Raw genomic sequence first — 16,832 nt, 5'->3', positions numbered from 1 at the left:
CTTATTTGAATTCATTGGTCCAAGTCGATATAATTGTTATATTCATACAAATTTTACAACGAAAACATAAATAAAAGGTACCTTGAAAAAAAGTTGGGGCCAGAAAGGAAATATAATGGCTAAGAAGAATGAATTTCTCGAACAGATCGAATTAAAGAGAAATGAGCTTATCAAAATTGTTGCTAAAGATGGTTTAAACTCCCATGTGGCCGTTGAATATAGCCAGCAACTTGATCAATTATTAAATAAATATAATGAACTTTTTTATAAAACTGGTACAGGCCTTTAATCCCCTAATCTCTTACCAGTTCATCTTCATCTCCCATTGATAACCACCATGTCATTATATGCTTAATTTGAACGGACTATCTCCTCTTTTTCCTTTTCGTTCCACAAATGAATACATAAGCATATCCTTAACTATCCTAAAAAACAGGCAAACGGCATTGGCACTGCCTGTTTTCTTGTTTTTTCATTTAATATCATGTACATGAATTACGTAGCAATATCAACATCTGATGTCGGTGCATAGTTTATCACGACAAGTATAATAGGAGACCCAGCCAAGATGGAAGAACTGTCCGGAACAGTAATCACTAAACGACTATGAATGTGTTAGGATTTCTAATTTATTGTAGGCCTCCAAGCTGAAATCACCCGGTTTTTTCAGTACCTTTCCCGATGAACGAGCCTTAAGCGTTAAAATAAAGTTTGACAAATCACTCAAAAGATATTATCTTTAATTAAAGATAAATTAATTCGAGATATTACAGTATTTTTTTAAACATAAATCTCGAATTAAAGATATCTAAATTCAAAACAAATTCCAGGAGGAATCATAAATGATTGGTATCGGTTTATTAGTTATACGTGTAGTAATTGGATTATCGTTTGTTGGACACGGGGCGCAAAAACTGTTTGGATGGTTTGGCGGTCATGGCTTGAAAGGTACTGGAGGCTGGTTTGACTCAATTGGCATGAAGCCAGGAGTTACCATGGCCCTATTTGCTGGTCTATCAGAGCTTATTGGCGGAGCCTTATTTGCTTTAGGTCTCCTTACACCCTTTGCAGGTATATTGATTGCACTTACAATGCTCGTTGCGATTGTTAAAGTTCACGGCGCAAATGGCTACTGGGCAACTCAAAACGGTTATGAATATAATCTTGCCATCCTTGCAGTGGCGATTGGTGTAGCGATGACCGGAGCTGGCCCATACTCACTTGATTCCTATCTATTTTAAGGAAATCGCTTGGATATGCTAATGCCTATTTTCGAAAACACGGAGTGGATTAATCCACTCCGTGTTTTTTCATTTCCCCCATTGTCTCTATAAAACAACAGATCATACTTTCTCCAAACCTAATCTTCGGTACGAATGCTTAAGCATCAAACTTCGAACCATTGAATTTTAAACTTTATATGCTTATTAATATTGGCATAAATACTAGTTTCCTTTTTCACCTCTTATACGTAAACATTTTCTCGTATATTCCAAATATAAAATAGATGGTTTCAATTATGAAACGCAAACCGCCTTTGCATCATGGATGTACGGTAGGATTTATAACCGTAAAAACTTTAAGTTCATCTTACAAGCTGGGTTAATGCCATTAAATTATTGTGTTCTATCTATTTCATTCTGTTCCTCCTCTTCCGTTTAGGTATAAATTTTTCACAGGACTAGTGCCTATATAAAATAAAATATGAAACTTTGGATAAAAACAAAAGTTCCCAATTTGAAATATCATGTCTAAAAACTAAAACTAAAAATCAGGAAAAATAGAATACAGTAATAATGAGAATAATCATAACCTCATGTTTTTTTATCTCCGGCGTGTCCTCTCTGAATCAAAAGATCCGCTATAAGTTAAATATTCCCTCAGATACAGTTAAAGTGCTCCAATTCAATCTGAGGATAATAGAAATCAATGGTACTTTAATTTAAATACGATAGATATTTAGACTCTAGTAAAAAAAAATATGAAATTACTACTAAGATAAACAATATAAATCCCCGAGTGATGACATTATTATTTACTGTTTCATAAACTTTACTTCGATTAATACTTTTTAATCCTTAAAAACAGAAAATACAGAAATAAATAGTTTAGTTATTAAATGAAAAAGGGGGCAAAATAAATGAAGTTTTTATCTTTTGTGGCAGTATTTTTATTTTCTTTTAGTCTTGCTACAACAGGATTTGCTGGGGAAAATGGTCTAAGCGTTAGCAAGGAAAGACTCACAGTAGCAGAGTTGGATTACCTTGTAAATGAAGTCGGCAATACTCAAGAAGAATCCGAGGATTTACCTATTGAAATTTCAAGGCGATTAATTGAAGAGAAAGCTAAAGTTATAGATTCTGGATCAGAAATTATGGGTATTTATGATTCAGAAGTTAATAGCCCAGGGCAAATCAGTACTTTTGCATCTATCGCTGCAACAACTTTAAAATTAGGTGGAACTGTATATAAAGTAAAAAGTGATCGTTCAAAAGAAGATAAATTTTATATATACGGTAATTTTCAATGGTTAAAAACACCTTCATATACTTTAGTGGATAAAATGACAATTGGTTTCCCTTCAAGTTCAGGACTGTACCTGCCAACCAGTGGAGGGAAAGTAAAACAACACCAGCACAGATATTCTCAAGATCAACAAGGAAATGGACGTTGGATTGATTATGCAATCAAGTATTCTCCAAGTAATTGGGAACCAAGTGCTGGTGTGGCTGGTTCATATGATTTAAAAGCTTCTACTAGTAAAACCAAGCATAAAGGGTATATTGGACAATATGTATATGTTCCCACATCCAAAAATGGTAAAATAAACATAAAAATAACTTATGGTCATAGAAGAATTGCTGGTACACCTTCTGTGTCAGTTTATCCGGCCGGTTTATCTATTACACCAACAACAGCTACAGATACAAGGTCATATGCATTAACACTATCTTATTGATCTGTTGTTAGAATGGGGGGGCCATGAGGCAAATCATTATTAATTTCATTTTCATTCTAGTAATATCAGTAATCTTATTTTTTATCTTTAGCTATGATGCATCTTTAGATAGTGATTTTATGTTGTCTCTTTTACTTATAATTACTCTCCAAATATCTTTGATATTAGCTATTCTATTAAAAAGAAGATAACATCAGAAGAGCAGCCATTAATGGTTGCTCTTCTATGTTGTTGAATAGCAGTCTTCTTAGGTTGGTCCACTACAGACTGTGACTTGGAAGAGCTGTGTGCTCCTTCCATATCCACGGCGTTCCGTAAAGGTAGCCCCCTTTACTCACAGAAATTTCCGAATGCATCTGCCGTTGAGACTTAATTGCTGGTCAATGAAAATTCGTAAGTCTTTCCCCTTTTTATTTTCCGAAACAGCTTAGAAATTGAATACTCGGTTATTCATTCCTTTAAGGATTCAATCTAAAAATCACTATATAGATTCTTTACTCTTTTCAATGACCCTTCCATAAACATAAAAACCCCCGGATAAGGAACACTTTTTTATGTGTGTCCGTTATCCGGGGTATCGGTCAATTCGATTGGGATTTTCATTATCCAAGTACAATCATTCCATACGATTTTGCACACTATTAGCATCGTTTAATTCACTAATATATGAACGTCTACCTATTCAATGCCTGGAAACCATCCTGGGGAATGGATGATCGCTTGCCATAATGGATCTGGTATATCAAGTTGCTGCTGATTATCCTTGTTTATTTTTGTAACGATTTCTGTTTCTTTTCCTTGTTCCACTTTTTGTACCCACTCTGGATCGATTATGAGTTCACGTCCTAATGCGATTAATGGAACGCCAGATTGAAGTGCTTCGATCGCATCATCCGCTGTATAGATGGAACCAACACCGATGATAGGAACTTGATCTCCGACACGTTCTTTTATAATTTCTATCCGAGGTCGGTCAACCTCTGCTCCCCGTCTTGCTTTCGACCAGAATTCCATTAATGAAACATGGAGATAATCCAGTTCCTTTGTCGCAAGTCCATCAATTAATGAGAGTGTATCATCCATAGTGATTCCTGGTGTTTCCGGTTCCTCCGGTGAAAAACGATATCCTACGATGAACGGACCCTTGGCATGTTCTGCAACAGCCTTTTTCACTTCATCCACAACAGCTAATGGGAAATTCAGCCGTTTTTCCAGAGATCCTCCCCACTTGTCTTCACGACGGTTTGAATGTGGCGAAAAGAATTGCTGAAGCAAGTAACCATTCGCACCGTGAATTTCGACACCATCAAATCCCGCTTCTATGGCACGTCGGGTGGTTTCACCAAAATCCAGAATGATCGATTCAATTTCCTTTTCAGATAGTGGACGCGGAACTGCTTTCCCTTCTCCCTCCGATGGAATATTGCTTGCACTGACTACATCGCCATTTGGTATTAATTCCGGTGGAACCTCGCGTCCACCATGAAAAATCTGGAGGATTGCTTTTGCACCTTTCGCTTTAATCGCTGAAGCTAAACGACTTAGGCTAGGAATCAATTCATCTTGATCACCGCCAAATTCACCATGAAAACCTTTTCCATTTGCCGTCACGTAGGTACATGCCGTTATTACCATGCCTACCCCGCTTGACCGTCGTTCATAATAAGTAATTTCGGCATCGGTTACAGTGCCGTCAGGATTCGAAGAGAAATTTGTCATAGGCGCCATCACCAGCCGATTTTTCACCTCTATCCCCTTTCCTAAATTGAACGATTCAAATAATGGTGTATATTTAGAATTCATTTAGTAATCCTCCATTTAGTTACCCACCCTTTACGGTGTTGGTTGGTATAAGTCCTTACCTTACCTTACATTACATTACAATACACAGCACGCATTTTAAAATCTTAATCATGCATGTTTTGCAATTAATTCCGCAATGGCTTCTTTTGGCTGGAAGCCAATTGCCTGATCTACCTTTTCTCCATCTTTGAATAGGATAAGGGCTGGAATCCCCATCACTCCATATTCGCTTGTCGTATCTGAATTTTCATCCACATTAAGTTTTACGATTTTAACCCGATCACCCATTTCAACATCAATTTCATTAAGCACTGGGGCAATCATTTTGCATGGACCGCACCACGGTGCCCAAAAATCAACCAGTACCAACCCTTCCTTGATTTCACTAGCAAAATTATCATCCGTTACATGTTCTATTGTCATGTTCATTTCCTCCTTGTATTATCCGAAATATTTATGGTCTTTACTCATCATCTATTTAAATCAAGTTTAGCGATTCTATTTCCCGGAATAAGAAACTCTGATTTCCTGGCATTTATTTTCGGATGGATTTTGATGGATTCCAATTTACCGGATAACTCCATAAACCACGTTTCATCTTTAGAAAGCAACGCCAAATCAATTAAAGCCAAAAGATGATTTTCGTTACTGATTTCTAGATCCGGCAGTTTTTCAGCCCATTTACTCGGAATCCAAATCGATTTCCCCACCGCTTTTTCATTGTCACTTTCCACCACGTTCACTTTAACGATTTCTCGATCCGCGCTTACTTTTTCAATGAAACCATGGATAAGTTCCCCTTCTCTTGATCTTCCCTGTACCCAATCCTCATTTTTGAACTGATTATTTTCAGCCATAATCATTAACACCCCTTTATGTTCATTTGGTATTCAATTTATAGTTATTAACTGTAATAAAAAAATATACAGTAAGTGCAAAAGAAAAAACTAAATCAATATCACGGACATTGTTTAATTTTTTCCAAAAAAGTGCTAAGCGTTATATTTTCTAAATATTTTTCAAAATATAACTCAGCTTCATCGAATATTTGATCCATGACCACCTGGGTGTTGGAAGATATGACACATTTTTTCTCGGGATCACCTGTACACCACTTAGGCTTCAAAGTTCCATGTGATACCGTTATATAAATATTCGCCAAACTCACCTCTTCAGGATTACAGTCTAGAATATAGCCTCCGCCCACACCTTCTTTAGTCTTAACAAATCCTTTATTCCTTAAGCAGCTCATCATTTTCCGAATCCTTGCAGAGTTTGTACCAACGTTTTCTGCGATAGACTCACTGCTTGCCATATGATCTGGTAGATAAGCTAAATAGACCAAACTATGCACAGCTATTGTAAAATCACTATTCACTTTTGCATCCTCCTCAAGGGGATTACTGTAATATTAATATTTACAGTTGATAAAGTCAACATAAAAAACTCAACAGCCTACTCATCTTTGTTGATTAATTTATAAATGCAGTGAAATTCCCCCCTATCAAATAATAGAGGGCATTTGTTGGAAAATGAAAACCTTATTTTTGAGAAAGACTCAATGCCGTATTAGCCGCTTTTAAATTCACCTGCGACTACTCACTTATATCCTGTGGATGATAATAACCTTTTGAAACCATATAATCACTTATTAACCCAGATGTTCTACAGCAGATCTCAGCTGTTCCCGAAATGCAGCCCTCAATTCAGGTGAAGCTGTTTCTGTTATGGCGAAAGCCGTATTTCTTATTCCTGATTTGGCTGAATTCAGAAAGTCAGTAGCAATCACCTGATTTGTCATACCGCCCATACCCGCCATGTTTTGCAAAAAGTTAGTCATTATTTTTTCCCTCTCCTTGATTAACCAGGATTTCCTGTAATCTTTGAATGTGCTCTCTGCCGCTGCTCATGTCCTGTAAAAGAATGTTTTTCAATTCCGTATCTTGGACTAATCCCTTCTTTGTAGAAGCTTTTGATAGACAAAGGCTTTTGAAATTCAATATTTCATGCAATTCTAACCTTACATGCAATCCTAACTTTTCCACTAAGTATCTCTCCTTTCATTTAAATTCACTTACTTATCTTTCGTTGTTCAAAATGTCTTATTCATTACTTTTCATTTTTTTATAAAAGGTTACAACCTTTAGAAAAACAACATGTAGCCCTCTGTATACCTGAGAGTTGAATAGAGAGAATTACCTTTGTTACATAGACTGAGGAGGTGATTGAATGGGAAATGAAAAGCTGGCCTTTCACGAGACCTTGGAAACCCATGAAATATTAAATTTTAAAACAATATGCTTAATGAAATCCAAATTAATGCAAGGAATTTGTTTTGACAATGACTTAAAAGCATTAATGGAAAAAGACGTACAGCAATCTATAATAGCCATTAATGAGCTTAAGACTTTTTACGAAGGTGCCCGAACAAACTATATGCAATGAGGTTAGCATTTCCCTTTATCTTGTCCCATTTTAATAGTTTGATTGTACTTCTTATTTCTATATACCTGCTTCTTACACTAACTATAAAGCACTAACTTTAAACTACTTTAACCAATTTTATAAACTTACCAGATATATCAGGTAACGTAACTCAGACTTTTTAGATCTATATAGCTGATTTTAATCATTATCTCAATTATTTATATTCATCAACGGACGTTGGAAAATGCTTTATTTGATAATGGAGTGTAAATATCGCTCTGTTACTTAAATATCTCCGTGTCCTAAAAGTCGTGAGAGACTATAGATATTCTATATTACCAACTCTAAAGCACTTCACAACCCTTCACGTGGACAATAATACTCGTATCTCTAACAATCTCGAAGGGTAATTCCCGTAATTCCATAGCTATAAGCCCAGCATCAGATAAAGTGGCAATTATAACCTTATTACGCGCTTCTATGAACGACTTAGTATCAAAAGCATTAATCGTGTCTCTGACTTCATCTTGGGTAAATCCTTTTGCTAAACAATGGTAATCATACTCTTTTACTCATATCTATTAATTCCAAAACAAAAACCACCTTTTCTGAATCATTCATTCAGAAAAAGTGGTTTTAGGAACAACAATGAAAGATAAACCAAAATTTTATATAAAATCGGCGGAAGGATTCAGCCTGAATGAAGCTACCATTTCGATATTATATAAAATTTTGCATCCAATCTTCCAATAACATTGATATATCAAGGTTTCATGCTATCTTATTTTGTTTGTTGTTTATTCATGGCGCTCATCATTTGATTAATTTTCTTTTGGGATGGCTTCATACCCATTTGCATCATCATCATTTTTAACATCTGTTCGTTAATTGGCGGATTTTTCTTTAAGTAATCCATCATGTATTTACGAGCGATGAAAAATCCCAGCACTACTCCAGCAATCAATGCCAGTACGCCAACTAGAATGTAAACCCACATACTATTTCCTCCTTCGTGTTGTCTAACATCAGTGTACTAGACCAAAGGTTATTATACAATACCCGCTACCCAAAAGTCCCCCATTTAGACAAATTTTCTTTCTTTTATCGGTTTTAACCAACCGTATTTTTCGTGTTCAAAATCAATGGCTAGAAAACTCGCTTCATATTTTCGAATGCACTCAAAGAAGGCCGTTTCCGCTTCATAGTCTCCTTCAGCTTTAAGCATAATGGAATCATCCTGGATGATTAAAACGGCTTTACTGGATCCGTTTGTTTTTTCTAAATAGTATTTTCCATTTTGAGCCCAAAAATTCATCTTTTTTTGCAAACGTTGTTCAATAGCTACCTGCAACTGGATTATCGGGACTGTTTTGGTGACATATTCGATTTGTTTTTGCAAAATACTCTTCAGTCTGCCCCTAGCTTGAATATACTCCAAAAACAAATTGAAAAATAGCTTTTCTCTACCATAATAATGATGGGCAAATTCATCTTCGATTAAAAAAATTTCATAGGTTCTCATCAGCCAATGCCTCCTAGCATTCCTATTTTGGTTTGGTCACCAGAACAATTAACAATCAGGACCTTTCCATCATTTTCCACTCTTGATGACTTTCCCCTTTAACTGACACATTCAAACGAAATTTATTTATTCTCATTATATATTGACAAACTGAAAAGATATGTTGTTTGCTGGAGAAATTTTCTTCTTTTTTTGTCGAATGAAAGATTCCCCATAGAATAAGAGCACTTTCAACATACAATACGAAGTTTTGATAAAAAAACTGACACCAAACTAGTTGGTGTCAGTCCCCATTACGATTATTTTAGCATTTCTTTAACTCGAGCAACTACATTTTCTACTGTGAAACCAAATTCCTGCATGATTTTACCGCCTGGTGCCGAAGCTCCAAAATGATTGATGGCCAATATTTCACCCTCATCACCTGCATAACGATCCCAGCCAAACGGTGAAGCCACTTCAATGGCCAGACGTTTTTTCACTGCCGGATTGATTACACTTTGTTTATATTCTTTAGATTGAGTTTCGAATCGATCCCATGATGGCATGCTGATTACCGAAACATCAATTCCTTCGTTCGCTAAAGCTTTCTGTGCTTCGACAGCCAAGTTCACTTCGGAACCAGTCGCAAGAAGTAATGCATCGGCTACTTCTTTCTTAGAAGCGGAGATGATGTAAGCCCCTTTTGAAACACCTTCATACGCAGTTTCGGAAGTGTCTTTTATTGTTGGCAATCCTTGACGAGTCAGTACAAGGGCAGTTGGTTTATTTGTAGACTCCATTGCCACTTTCCAGGCTGCTGCCGTTTCATTGCCATCAGCCGGACGGATTACCCCTAGGTTAGGCATTGCCCGTAATGATGCTAATTGTTCGATTGGCTCATGTGTCGGTCCGTCTTCCCCAACAGCAATGCTGTCATGGGTGAATACATACGTTACAGGAAGTCCCATCAGTGCTGCCATTCTTATAGCAGGACGCAAATAATCAGAGAATACGAAGAATGTTCCTCCGTACACTTTTAATCCACCATGAAGGGTCATACCATTTAAGGCCGCACCCATAGCGAATTCACGTACACCAAACCAAATATTACGACCACTGTAATTACCAGGTAATAGGTCTGTCTCACCTTTAATGGCAGTATTATTAGATCCGGCTAAATCTGCAGAACCACCAATGAAGCTAGGCACCCTTTTGGCAATCGCATTTAACACTTCTCCACTTGAAGCACGGGAAGCTAATGTTTTTCCTTCTTCATAAACCGGAATTTCCTGATCCCAGTCAGCAGGCAGTTCACCTTTGATTGCCAGCTCCAATTGCTCGGCTAACTCAGGATGTGCTTCTTTGTAATTTTTGAACAATTCATTCCAAGCTTCTTCTTTTTGAGCGCCTGCATCCACAACAGATTCATTGAAGTGTGAATACACTTCTTCTGGAACATGGAAATCCGCTTCGAATGTCCATTTATATGCTTCTTTAGTCAACTTAAGCTCATCTGCACCAAGCGGAGCGCCGTGAACAGCTGATTTACCTGAACGGTTTGGTGAACCGTAACCAATAACCGTTTTGACTTCTATTAAAGTTGGGCGTGCTTCGTCGGTTTTCGCTTCTTCAATTGCTTTGGCTATTTCCTGAAGATCGTTCCCATCCTCAACGCGGATATATTGCCATCCATAAGATTTGAACCGGTTTGCTACGCTTTCACTAAATGATTGACTTAAGTCGCCGTCAAGGGAAATATCATTAGAATCATATAAAACAACAAGCCTTCCAAGTTGTAGATGTCCAGCTAATGAAGCAGCTTCAGCAGAAACCCCTTCCATTAAATCTCCATCTCCACAAATGCTATATGTATAATGATCGACTACATTATAAGAATCACGGTTGTAGCTTTCTGCCAAGTGGCGTTCTGCCATTGCCATGCCGACTGCCATTGCGATACCTTGTCCAAGCGGTCCCGTCGTTGCATCTACACCTGCAGTATGTCCGAATTCAGGATGTCCCGGAGTTTTACTTCCCCATTGGCGAAAGCTTTTCAAATCATCGATAGATAAGCCATAGCCCGATAAATGAAGAAGACTGTATAACAGCATAGACCCATGACCAGCTGAAAGAACAAAGCGATCCCTATTAAACCAATCCGGATTTTTCGGGTTATGATTCATATATTCAGTCCATAGTTTATACGCCATCGGCGCTGCCCCCATCGGCATACCTGGATGGCCGGAATTAGCCTTTTCAATTGCATCAATCGATAACGTACGAATCGTATTGATAGAAAGTGCATCTAATTTATCTAACATATAGTAAAACATCCCTTCCTGTAATGTACCTCTTTATATTATAGTGACCAGCATAATATCACAACTAAAATCACTATTTACTAACCCAATATTACAATTTTCTACAAATTAGAGAAGTCCCCTATTTAGATTAAGCTAAATAGGGGAATACATACATGAATGCACTCTCTTTTTATTCCTAAAGGCTAAAAGAATCCACAAATGGAGTGTTCCATGAGAATAGTCCAAGCATTAATGTAAGTTTCTTTTTTCTTTAATACTCTTTATCTTTTGAGGAGTGACGTCATTACCTTCTGGATCAACGACTTTCACATGCTCCAACGTATCGGACATGGACCGTCTGAATGTCTCCAAATACTCACTTCTTAATTGGGTTTGCTCTTTCGCCTCAACTTCCGTCAAACCTTCAGCCTTGGCCTTTTTTGAAAGTTCATTAATACGGGCTAATTTTTCTTTTGATAGCATAATTTCGCTCCTTCGTAATCTGCGGATATTGTCATGGTATTAAAAAAAAAGCGAAATTACAAGTTCTATGATTGACTTTCCTCTGTATTGAGTTGATGTTCGAGAAAACGCCTGTTCACAGTGGCTTTAGATACATGGTATCCAAAGCCCCTTAAAGTGGCTGCGATTTCTGCAAATGTCAATCCATTGGCCCGGAGTTTAATAATTTCTTCAATTGGAATCTCCATACGTTCCCTTCCAGTAGAATTCCTTTGGTTATGAAGATTTTTTTGCGGACGGTATCCTTTTTCAACCGCTCTTATCATCCCGCGTTTTATTTTTAGATTATGTAGTTTCCTTTGATATTCTTCTACAATACCGACTATCTGGATGACCATGGCATCCGAATCAGATAACTCAAGTTCTCCATCGTGTGAGAGCGTATAAATTTTCACGTCTTCTTTAAGGATGACATGGAAAAGGGCTATTTTGGCATTTCCCCTCCCCAGTCTAGTTTCGTCCTGGATTAATAGAACTTCAGCTTCTTTGGTTTTAAATAGTTCAAGCATGTCGAATATGCCATCCCGATTTAACTCATAACCGCTTGCCTGTTCTTTTATTATGGAAACAACTTCCACATCCATCTTTTCCGCCAATTTAACTAATTCATCTTCCTGCCGTGCCAATGATGTTTCCTGGGATTCTTTTTCTGTGCTAACCCTACAATAGATTACTGCCTTCATAATACCCTACCTTCACTACTTACTGCTGACTGGCCAAATTCTGAACAAGTTCTTCCCCTTTAACCGGTATGACAATGACTTGACCAGGTATAATCGTATCCGCCCTGACTCCATTATGCTCTTCTATCCAACCAATGAATTCTTTTTTTGTCAAATCAGCTTCTTCATACTCTTCGGCAATTCCCCATAGGGTGTCGCCTTCACTTACTTCTATAGAAAGGAAATCCTTTTTTTGATCATTGTCTAATGTACAAGAGAATAAAATTGAAAAGATGAATACCGATCCCGCTAATAGAATCGTAGAAATATAATTTTTGTATAATTTTTTCATAAATATCCCTCCAAAGCGAATGTTCGTTCGTATGTTACGTCCAAATTATAATACGAACGTTTGTTTCAGTCAACAACAAAATTCGAACTTATGTTTGTATAGAGTTGGGGGCCATGCTATAATGTAGCAAAGAACATTGGAGAAGAGGTGCACATATGACTAAACTATCAAAACGGCAGCAAGATATCCTTGATTTCATTAAAGAAGAGGTCCGCCAAAAAGGGTATCCACCTTCCGTACGGGAGATTGGTGAAGCAGTTGGACTTGCATCAAGTTCAACAGTACACGGACATTTATCCCGCCTGGAAAGTAAAGGCCTGATAAGACGTGACCCAACCAAGCCGAGGGCCATTGAAATACTGAATTTGGAGGAAGCGAACAATATCCCCAAAGTTAATGTCGTGAACGTTCCGTTACTTGGAAAAGTAACAGCGGGCATGCCGATAACGGCCATCGAAAACATAGAAGAATACTTTCCGCTTCCCGAAAGCATGGTTCCGCATGATGACCATGTATTCATGCTGGAAATCATGGGTGAAAGTATGATCGAAGCAGGAATTCATGATGGAGATTATGTCATCGTGAAACAACAAAGCAGCGCCAATAATGGAGATATCGTCGTGGCCATGACGGAAGATGATGAAGCCACTGTAAAACGATTCTTTAAGGAACCGGATTACATAAGGCTTCAGCCTGAGAACTCGAATATGGAACCAATTATTTTAAGAGATGTTTCGATACTTGGAAAAGTTATAGGCTTATATAGACAAATACACTAAAAGCGCTAACCGCGCTTTTTTTGTTTGTTTAATTTATGTCCCGAATTCTCTCATTATGCATATGGAAGACTAGGTTTTGATATATTTTTTTGATAGATTCGAGTTTTCTTAAGATTATTAACATCCTTTCTCATTTATGCAGGATGAAAGGGAAACTAACGCCTTTCTGGATATATGTATTTTGAAAAATAGGAAACCCGCATTCCAATAAAAAAAGGGAGCGTTAAAATCCCGCTCCCTGTTAAAAGTTCATTTCACTCTTAATCTTTGGTTCACTTTAATGAGATTAAGATCGGCCAACCCTTCCACTGTTGAATCTGCACTTGTGTAGAACCATATGCTTTGGCAAGTTCAGAGACGGATTCCCCCTTTTTGACTATATGATAGACCTCTTCGTTGCTTGCGTCATATTTAGTTAAATCACTTGTTTCGATTAGATTCACCAGTTTTTCTATATATTTCGGGTCCGAGGCGTAGCCCGCATCGAATATTGCTTGAAGTGCCTTTTTGTAATCTTTTTTCCTAATGACAGCTGTATACAAACTTCTATTCCATGAAGTCCCCTTTACATATAGATTGGCAAGATCTTGTAAACTTTCTGCCCATGTTGGATATTTTCTGAATTTGGACCATACTTGAACAGGCGCATCGTTGACTTATTCGATTGTTTGAATACTGACAGACTCTCCTTTATAGTCACCTTTTGTACGAATATATTTTTCCCTTGATTTGCTAATAAGCTTGTCCCATAACCACTCTCCAAACAAGCTTGTGCAATGACAACAGAAGGTAAAATTTTAAATTCCTTTTGAATTTTCTGGGCATAAGGGGCAATTTCCTTAATAAACGATTCCTCGCTCATTAGAACCTCCCATTATTAGTTGGATATCTTCATTCTTATCGTATTCTAAACTATGAGAAACTTTACAGCTTGTCCAGCAAAAAAAATGTTATTAATTGTTTTCACTATTATCAATAAGGTGATAACTTACAAAGTATGGCTTCAATTTGGATTAATCATTCTCCCTCTCTAGTAAAAGCCATCAAACCAATTAATATTCAATGGATTGATGGCTTTTTAATTGAAGCTGAAAATCTTCATAACCATTTGCATAAACTTTTGAATTACTATGGTATAAACCTTTTATAATTGGTAAAAATTAATTTTATAAAACTTCTAAATTAAGGTGGTGACATTATGGACTACCCAACCATCCATACAAACTTTTGGGATGCAGTGATAGCCATTCCTACCATCATGATTCTTACTCAACTTATTAAGGTCATTTTTCATATTCCATCAAAATTCATCCCTACCATCGCTTTGGGTATTGGCTTATTCATTTCCATTTTCATTAGCCACCGTCATCATTTGGTTGCAGGAATTTTCATGGGCTGGTTTTATGGCTATGCAAGCATTGGCAATTATTCTGCACTCAAAACTGGTATTTTATCTTATAGGGAATCTTATCAAAAGACGGATTAGACCCTAGATGGCACTCGTTGGATTTCATGAATCTTTTTTGTTGCAGGGGGATTTGACTTGCTAAATACCCTTCGATCAACCGCTCACTTAGTACCAATATGAAATACGGCCTGGCTGTTTCCTTTTGCTGAATTATTTCAATACATTTCATCCCAAAAAAAGACCTCTCAATTAAGAGAAGGTCTTTTCTAATCATTATTACTATTTTTCTATATAGACCGAACGAATCAATGTACGGGTTCTTTCAGTACCATTCACATTTTTTTCCTTGACATCAATCGTTACATTATAAACACCTGATTTAGGTACTTCTGGAAGAGTACCAGAAAAATTTTCGGCGTCCATTACCTTAATTGAGCTTTTTTCACGAATTTCATTACCGTTTTCATCTATTAGATGAACCGAAAATGTTGTGCTGATTGGCCTTTTGTAATCATTCATTGGATTCTTTATTAAAAATTTTGCATCTTTTTGCTTAACTTTGCCGGCCATACTTAATGTAATGGGATTCTTTTCGTTAAAATGTGCTGTGAACAGGTATGCGTCTTTTGGCGATTTAGTCTTCAGTCGAACTCTCCAGTCACCAATTTCTAGGTTATTTCTTTTAAATGTTTGGATGGTGGCACCATTAAAAAAGGAGGTTTCATTTTTTGCAGAATGAACTTTTAAGGAAGGTGCATACTTTTTATTAGAAGGAGAAATTAATTCGACCTCGACATCATTTGAAGCTGTATATATGGTTATATTACCTGGGGCTGCTTCATTTACATGGAAACTTTTTTCGTTCCAGACATTTTGTTGCAGGACATCTCCCAGGACGGTTTGAGAGAGTGCGGTTGTGATGACATCATCTTCAACCCGTTCTTTATAATTGACATTTAAACCAGGAATCCCAGCAGTAGAATTGCTTCTTAAATAGGGTTCAATTCTTGAAAATACTGCTGAACCTACTCGAATATTGTCGTGATCATAGTTGGGATCCGTAAATAAATGTGATGCGTAGGGTATTTTTGTACTCCAAACATTCACTAGACCATCATTTTCTCCATATGAAGATAAATATTGTCCACCCATTGATAAAGCTGAAAGAACCGGCCCCCTATTCATACCGGCCACGGTGAAATACATATTTTTACGGGAGTTAACATGGTTATCCGTGACAGATCGAAATTCCGCCATTTTACCAACTTGTAAAGAATAAGTTCCTTCATCTTTTTGACCCAATAGGGAACCAAGCCAGCCCGCATACCAGCTATAAGCCAAATCAGCTAGGTTAGAACCGTGATGAGGGGACGCTAAAGTGATGACCCTTCCGACATATTGGTGCGCTCCATAGTGTACTAGAGCCGCTTGGGTGTCTGGCCCCCCTTTACTGTGGGCTATTATATTTACTTTTTCGCCGCCGAAATGGTTACTGATTTCTGCAAGCATTTGAGCTAACAGCCTTCCATTAGCATATTGGCTCACTGATCCATTTCCAGCTGAATCATAAAGCTGAACAAAAACCGTTTGGTAACCGGCTTCATATGCTTTGGTATACATATCATTGACACCATGATAGTCTGTTTCACCGTACCAGCTGGTTGAACTGCCATTTTTCCCTTGGACAAAAACGATCGGAGGTCTATTTGTGTCAAGATTGGGAGGGATACTTCCCAAAAACCAATCCCCTGGGTTGAAAGTTTCGGATGGCGGCTTCAATTTTCCTGCTGAGGAAATGTTAGGCTTAGCCATTATTAATATGGTAAGAATGAGGACAAGAAAAACGACATAATTGATTACTTTCTTTCTCAATTGCTATCTCCCCCTATATCCTATGGAATTTTTCGAATTCGCCTATTATCAATGCCCTCCTTTACAGGTCTTCTATAGCATTCATTAGTTTATATTTGTACTATCGCATGCCATTACCTGCTGAATTCATAAAAGATGGGAGAAAAAAACTAGAAGAAAATTCATTAACATAGAGATAAAGTATGAAGATTTCCTTGAACTCATCTAATATACAGGCTTTTTCATTTATGAAGCTGTTCAT

20 protein-coding genes and 2 pseudogenes are annotated in these 16,832 nt (G+C 37.3%); 6 read left to right on the top strand and 16 right to left on the bottom strand.

All coding sequences use genetic code 11. The annotated features are described in order from the left end of the window. Positions 1-115: 115 nt before the first annotated feature. The 3 genes from ACDZ29_RS20525 to ACDZ29_RS20515 all read left to right on the top strand — a co-directional run bounded on the left by ACDZ29_RS20525 (position 116) and on the right by ACDZ29_RS20515 (position 2,959). Entirely contained in the window at positions 116-289 is a 174-nt protein-coding gene (locus ACDZ29_RS20525; RefSeq protein ID WP_289316883.1) for an aspartyl-phosphate phosphatase Spo0E family protein, read from the top strand. Between the two features lie 553 nt (positions 290-842). Then, positions 843-1,241 carry a DoxX family protein gene (locus ACDZ29_RS20520; RefSeq protein WP_289316884.1) on the top strand — a complete coding sequence of 133 codons (399 nt, stop codon included), beginning with the start codon at positions 843-845 and terminating at the stop codon, positions 1,239-1,241. A gap of 899 nt (positions 1,242-2,140) precedes the next feature. Continuing rightward, entirely contained in the window at positions 2,141-2,959 is an 819-nt protein-coding gene (locus tag ACDZ29_RS20515; protein ID WP_375088497.1) for a hypothetical protein, read from the top strand. A 678-nt stretch (positions 2,960-3,637) separates the two neighbouring features. On the opposite strand, the gene ACDZ29_RS20510 is transcribed toward ACDZ29_RS20515, so the two are convergent. The 6 genes and pseudogenes from ACDZ29_RS20510 to ACDZ29_RS20485 all read right to left on the bottom strand — a co-directional run bounded on the left by ACDZ29_RS20510 (position 3,638) and on the right by ACDZ29_RS20485 (position 6,807). After that, on the bottom strand, positions 3,638-4,762 hold the full coding sequence (locus ACDZ29_RS20510) for an NADH-dependent flavin oxidoreductase (protein ID WP_375088496.1): 1,125 nt from the start codon (positions 4,760-4,762) through the stop codon (positions 3,638-3,640). 108 nt (positions 4,763-4,870) lie between these two features. Then, entirely contained in the window at positions 4,871-5,185 is a 315-nt protein-coding gene (gene trxA / locus ACDZ29_RS20505) for a thioredoxin (protein WP_289316887.1), read from the bottom strand. Between the two features lie 47 nt (positions 5,186-5,232). Beyond that, positions 5,233-5,619 (bottom strand): IDEAL domain-containing protein, encoded by a 387-nt coding sequence (locus ACDZ29_RS20500; RefSeq protein WP_370014593.1) that lies wholly within the window; start codon positions 5,617-5,619, stop codon positions 5,233-5,235. 101 nt (positions 5,620-5,720) lie between these two features. Next, the gene (locus tag ACDZ29_RS20495; RefSeq protein WP_289324590.1) at positions 5,721-6,140 is read right to left on the bottom strand and encodes an Rrf2 family transcriptional regulator; all 420 of its coding nucleotides are present in this window, start codon (positions 6,138-6,140) and stop codon (positions 5,721-5,723) included. A gap of 217 nt (positions 6,141-6,357) precedes the next feature. After that, positions 6,358-6,602, bottom strand: a pseudogene (locus ACDZ29_RS20490) (spore coat protein). Continuing rightward, on the bottom strand, positions 6,595-6,807 hold the full coding sequence (locus tag ACDZ29_RS20485; RefSeq protein ID WP_375088495.1) for a hypothetical protein: 213 nt from the start codon (positions 6,805-6,807) through the stop codon (positions 6,595-6,597). Before ACDZ29_RS20485 ends, ACDZ29_RS20490 begins: the two are co-directional and overlap by 8 nt. A gap of 184 nt (positions 6,808-6,991) precedes the next feature. Here ACDZ29_RS20485 and ACDZ29_RS20480 point away from each other — a divergent pair, with 184 nt between their 5' ends. Beyond that, on the top strand, positions 6,992-7,207 hold the full coding sequence (locus tag ACDZ29_RS20480) for a spore coat protein (protein WP_370014592.1): 216 nt from the start codon (positions 6,992-6,994) through the stop codon (positions 7,205-7,207). Between the two features lie 763 nt (positions 7,208-7,970). On the opposite strand, the gene ACDZ29_RS20475 is transcribed toward ACDZ29_RS20480, so the two are convergent. From ACDZ29_RS20475 to ACDZ29_RS20450, 6 genes are all read right to left on the bottom strand, one after another. Further along, positions 7,971-8,186, bottom strand: coding sequence for a YneF family protein (locus tag ACDZ29_RS20475; RefSeq protein WP_034312934.1), 216 nt, complete (start codon positions 8,184-8,186; stop codon positions 7,971-7,973). An 84-nt stretch (positions 8,187-8,270) separates the two neighbouring features. Then, complete coding sequence (gene sirA, locus ACDZ29_RS20470; RefSeq protein WP_375088494.1) at positions 8,271-8,711, bottom strand: sporulation inhibitor of replication protein SirA; 441 nt, start codon at positions 8,709-8,711, stop codon at positions 8,271-8,273. 299 nt (positions 8,712-9,010) lie between these two features. Next, entirely contained in the window at positions 9,011-11,014 is a 2,004-nt protein-coding gene (tkt, locus tag ACDZ29_RS20465) for a transketolase (RefSeq protein ID WP_289316893.1), read from the bottom strand. 231 nt (positions 11,015-11,245) lie between these two features. After that, the gene (locus ACDZ29_RS20460) at positions 11,246-11,479 is read right to left on the bottom strand and encodes a DUF896 domain-containing protein (RefSeq protein WP_289324587.1); all 234 of its coding nucleotides are present in this window, start codon (positions 11,477-11,479) and stop codon (positions 11,246-11,248) included. 65 nt (positions 11,480-11,544) lie between these two features. Next, entirely contained in the window at positions 11,545-12,201 is a 657-nt protein-coding gene (locus tag ACDZ29_RS20455) for a recombinase family protein (RefSeq protein WP_375088493.1), read from the bottom strand. A 19-nt stretch (positions 12,202-12,220) separates the two neighbouring features. Continuing rightward, positions 12,221-12,532 carry a LysM peptidoglycan-binding domain-containing protein gene (locus ACDZ29_RS20450; protein WP_375088492.1) on the bottom strand — a complete coding sequence of 104 codons (312 nt, stop codon included), beginning with the start codon at positions 12,530-12,532 and terminating at the stop codon, positions 12,221-12,223. Between the two features lie 155 nt (positions 12,533-12,687). On the opposite strand from ACDZ29_RS20450, the gene lexA reads away from it, so the two are divergent. Beyond that, positions 12,688-13,311, top strand: a complete 624-nt coding sequence (lexA, locus tag ACDZ29_RS20445; RefSeq protein WP_289316897.1) for a transcriptional repressor LexA — start codon at positions 12,688-12,690, stop codon at positions 13,309-13,311. Positions 13,312-13,583: 272 nt separating this feature from the next. Here the strand turns inward: lexA and ACDZ29_RS20440 are convergent, their stop codons facing one another. From ACDZ29_RS20440 to ACDZ29_RS20430, 3 genes and pseudogenes are all read right to left on the bottom strand, one after another. Beyond that, positions 13,584-13,754 carry a LysM peptidoglycan-binding domain-containing protein gene (locus tag ACDZ29_RS20440; RefSeq protein WP_353957939.1) on the bottom strand — a complete coding sequence of 57 codons (171 nt, stop codon included), beginning with the start codon at positions 13,752-13,754 and terminating at the stop codon, positions 13,584-13,586. Positions 13,755-13,790: 36 nt separating this feature from the next. Further along, a pseudogene (locus ACDZ29_RS20435) lies at positions 13,791-13,892 on the bottom strand (hypothetical protein); the annotation flags it as partial. After that, positions 13,877-14,173 carry a glucosaminidase domain-containing protein gene (locus ACDZ29_RS20430; RefSeq protein WP_375088491.1) on the bottom strand — a complete coding sequence of 99 codons (297 nt, stop codon included), beginning with the start codon at positions 14,171-14,173 and terminating at the stop codon, positions 13,877-13,879. The gene ACDZ29_RS20430 and the pseudogene ACDZ29_RS20435, both read right to left, overlap by 16 nt. A 336-nt stretch (positions 14,174-14,509) precedes the next feature. Between ACDZ29_RS20430 and ACDZ29_RS20425 the strand changes: the two genes are divergently transcribed. After that, positions 14,510-14,797 (top strand): hypothetical protein, encoded by a 288-nt coding sequence (locus ACDZ29_RS20425; RefSeq protein ID WP_375088490.1) that lies wholly within the window; start codon positions 14,510-14,512, stop codon positions 14,795-14,797. A 201-nt stretch (positions 14,798-14,998) separates the two neighbouring features. Here the strand turns inward: ACDZ29_RS20425 and ACDZ29_RS20420 are convergent, their stop codons facing one another. Beyond that, on the bottom strand, positions 14,999-16,531 hold the full coding sequence (locus ACDZ29_RS20420) for an esterase/lipase family protein (protein WP_375091181.1): 1,533 nt from the start codon (positions 16,529-16,531) through the stop codon (positions 14,999-15,001). Positions 16,532-16,832: the final 301 nt, after the last annotated feature.

The organism is Peribacillus sp. RS7, assembly GCF_041956845.1.
Classification (GTDB): Bacteria; Bacillota; Bacilli; order Bacillales; family DSM-1321; genus Peribacillus.
Note: the sequence above shows the minus strand (reverse complement) of the source record. Positions and strands in the feature narration are given on the sequence as shown.

Coding starts and splice junctions, on each gene's coding strand:
- lexA (WP_289316897.1), top strand. CDS start 12,688: ATGACTAAACTATCAAAACGGCAGCAAGATATCCTTGATTTCATTAAA.
- ACDZ29_RS20460 (WP_289324587.1), bottom strand. CDS start 11,479: ATGCTATCAAAAGAAAAATTAGCCCGTATTAATGAACTTTCAAAAAAG.
- ACDZ29_RS20520 (WP_289316884.1), top strand. CDS start 843: ATGATTGGTATCGGTTTATTAGTTATACGTGTAGTAATTGGATTATCG.
- ACDZ29_RS20475 (WP_034312934.1), bottom strand. CDS start 8,186: ATGTGGGTTTACATTCTAGTTGGCGTACTGGCATTGATTGCTGGAGTA.
- ACDZ29_RS20450 (WP_375088492.1), bottom strand. CDS start 12,532: ATGAAAAAATTATACAAAAATTATATTTCTACGATTCTATTAGCGGGA.
- sirA (WP_375088494.1), bottom strand. CDS start 8,711: ATGAGAACCTATGAAATTTTTTTAATCGAAGATGAATTTGCCCATCAT.
- ACDZ29_RS20480 (WP_370014592.1), top strand. CDS start 6,992: ATGGGAAATGAAAAGCTGGCCTTTCACGAGACCTTGGAAACCCATGAA.
- ACDZ29_RS20425 (WP_375088490.1), top strand. CDS start 14,510: ATGGACTACCCAACCATCCATACAAACTTTTGGGATGCAGTGATAGCC.
- tkt (WP_289316893.1), bottom strand. CDS start 11,014: ATGTTAGATAAATTAGATGCACTTTCTATCAATACGATTCGTACGTTA.
- ACDZ29_RS20430 (WP_375088491.1), bottom strand. CDS start 14,173: ATGAGCGAGGAATCGTTTATTAAGGAAATTGCCCCTTATGCCCAGAAA.
- ACDZ29_RS20420 (WP_375091181.1), bottom strand. CDS start 16,531: ATGGCTAAGCCTAACATTTCCTCAGCAGGAAAATTGAAGCCGCCATCC.
- ACDZ29_RS20455 (WP_375088493.1), bottom strand. CDS start 12,201: ATGAAGGCAGTAATCTATTGTAGGGTTAGCACAGAAAAAGAATCCCAG.
- ACDZ29_RS20525 (WP_289316883.1), top strand. CDS start 116: ATGGCTAAGAAGAATGAATTTCTCGAACAGATCGAATTAAAGAGAAAT.
- trxA (WP_289316887.1), bottom strand. CDS start 5,185: ATGACAATAGAACATGTAACGGATGATAATTTTGCTAGTGAAATCAAG.
- ACDZ29_RS20515 (WP_375088497.1), top strand. CDS start 2,141: ATGAAGTTTTTATCTTTTGTGGCAGTATTTTTATTTTCTTTTAGTCTT.
- ACDZ29_RS20500 (WP_370014593.1), bottom strand. CDS start 5,619: ATGGCTGAAAATAATCAGTTCAAAAATGAGGATTGGGTACAGGGAAGA.
- ACDZ29_RS20510 (WP_375088496.1), bottom strand. CDS start 4,762: ATGAATTCTAAATATACACCATTATTTGAATCGTTCAATTTAGGAAAG.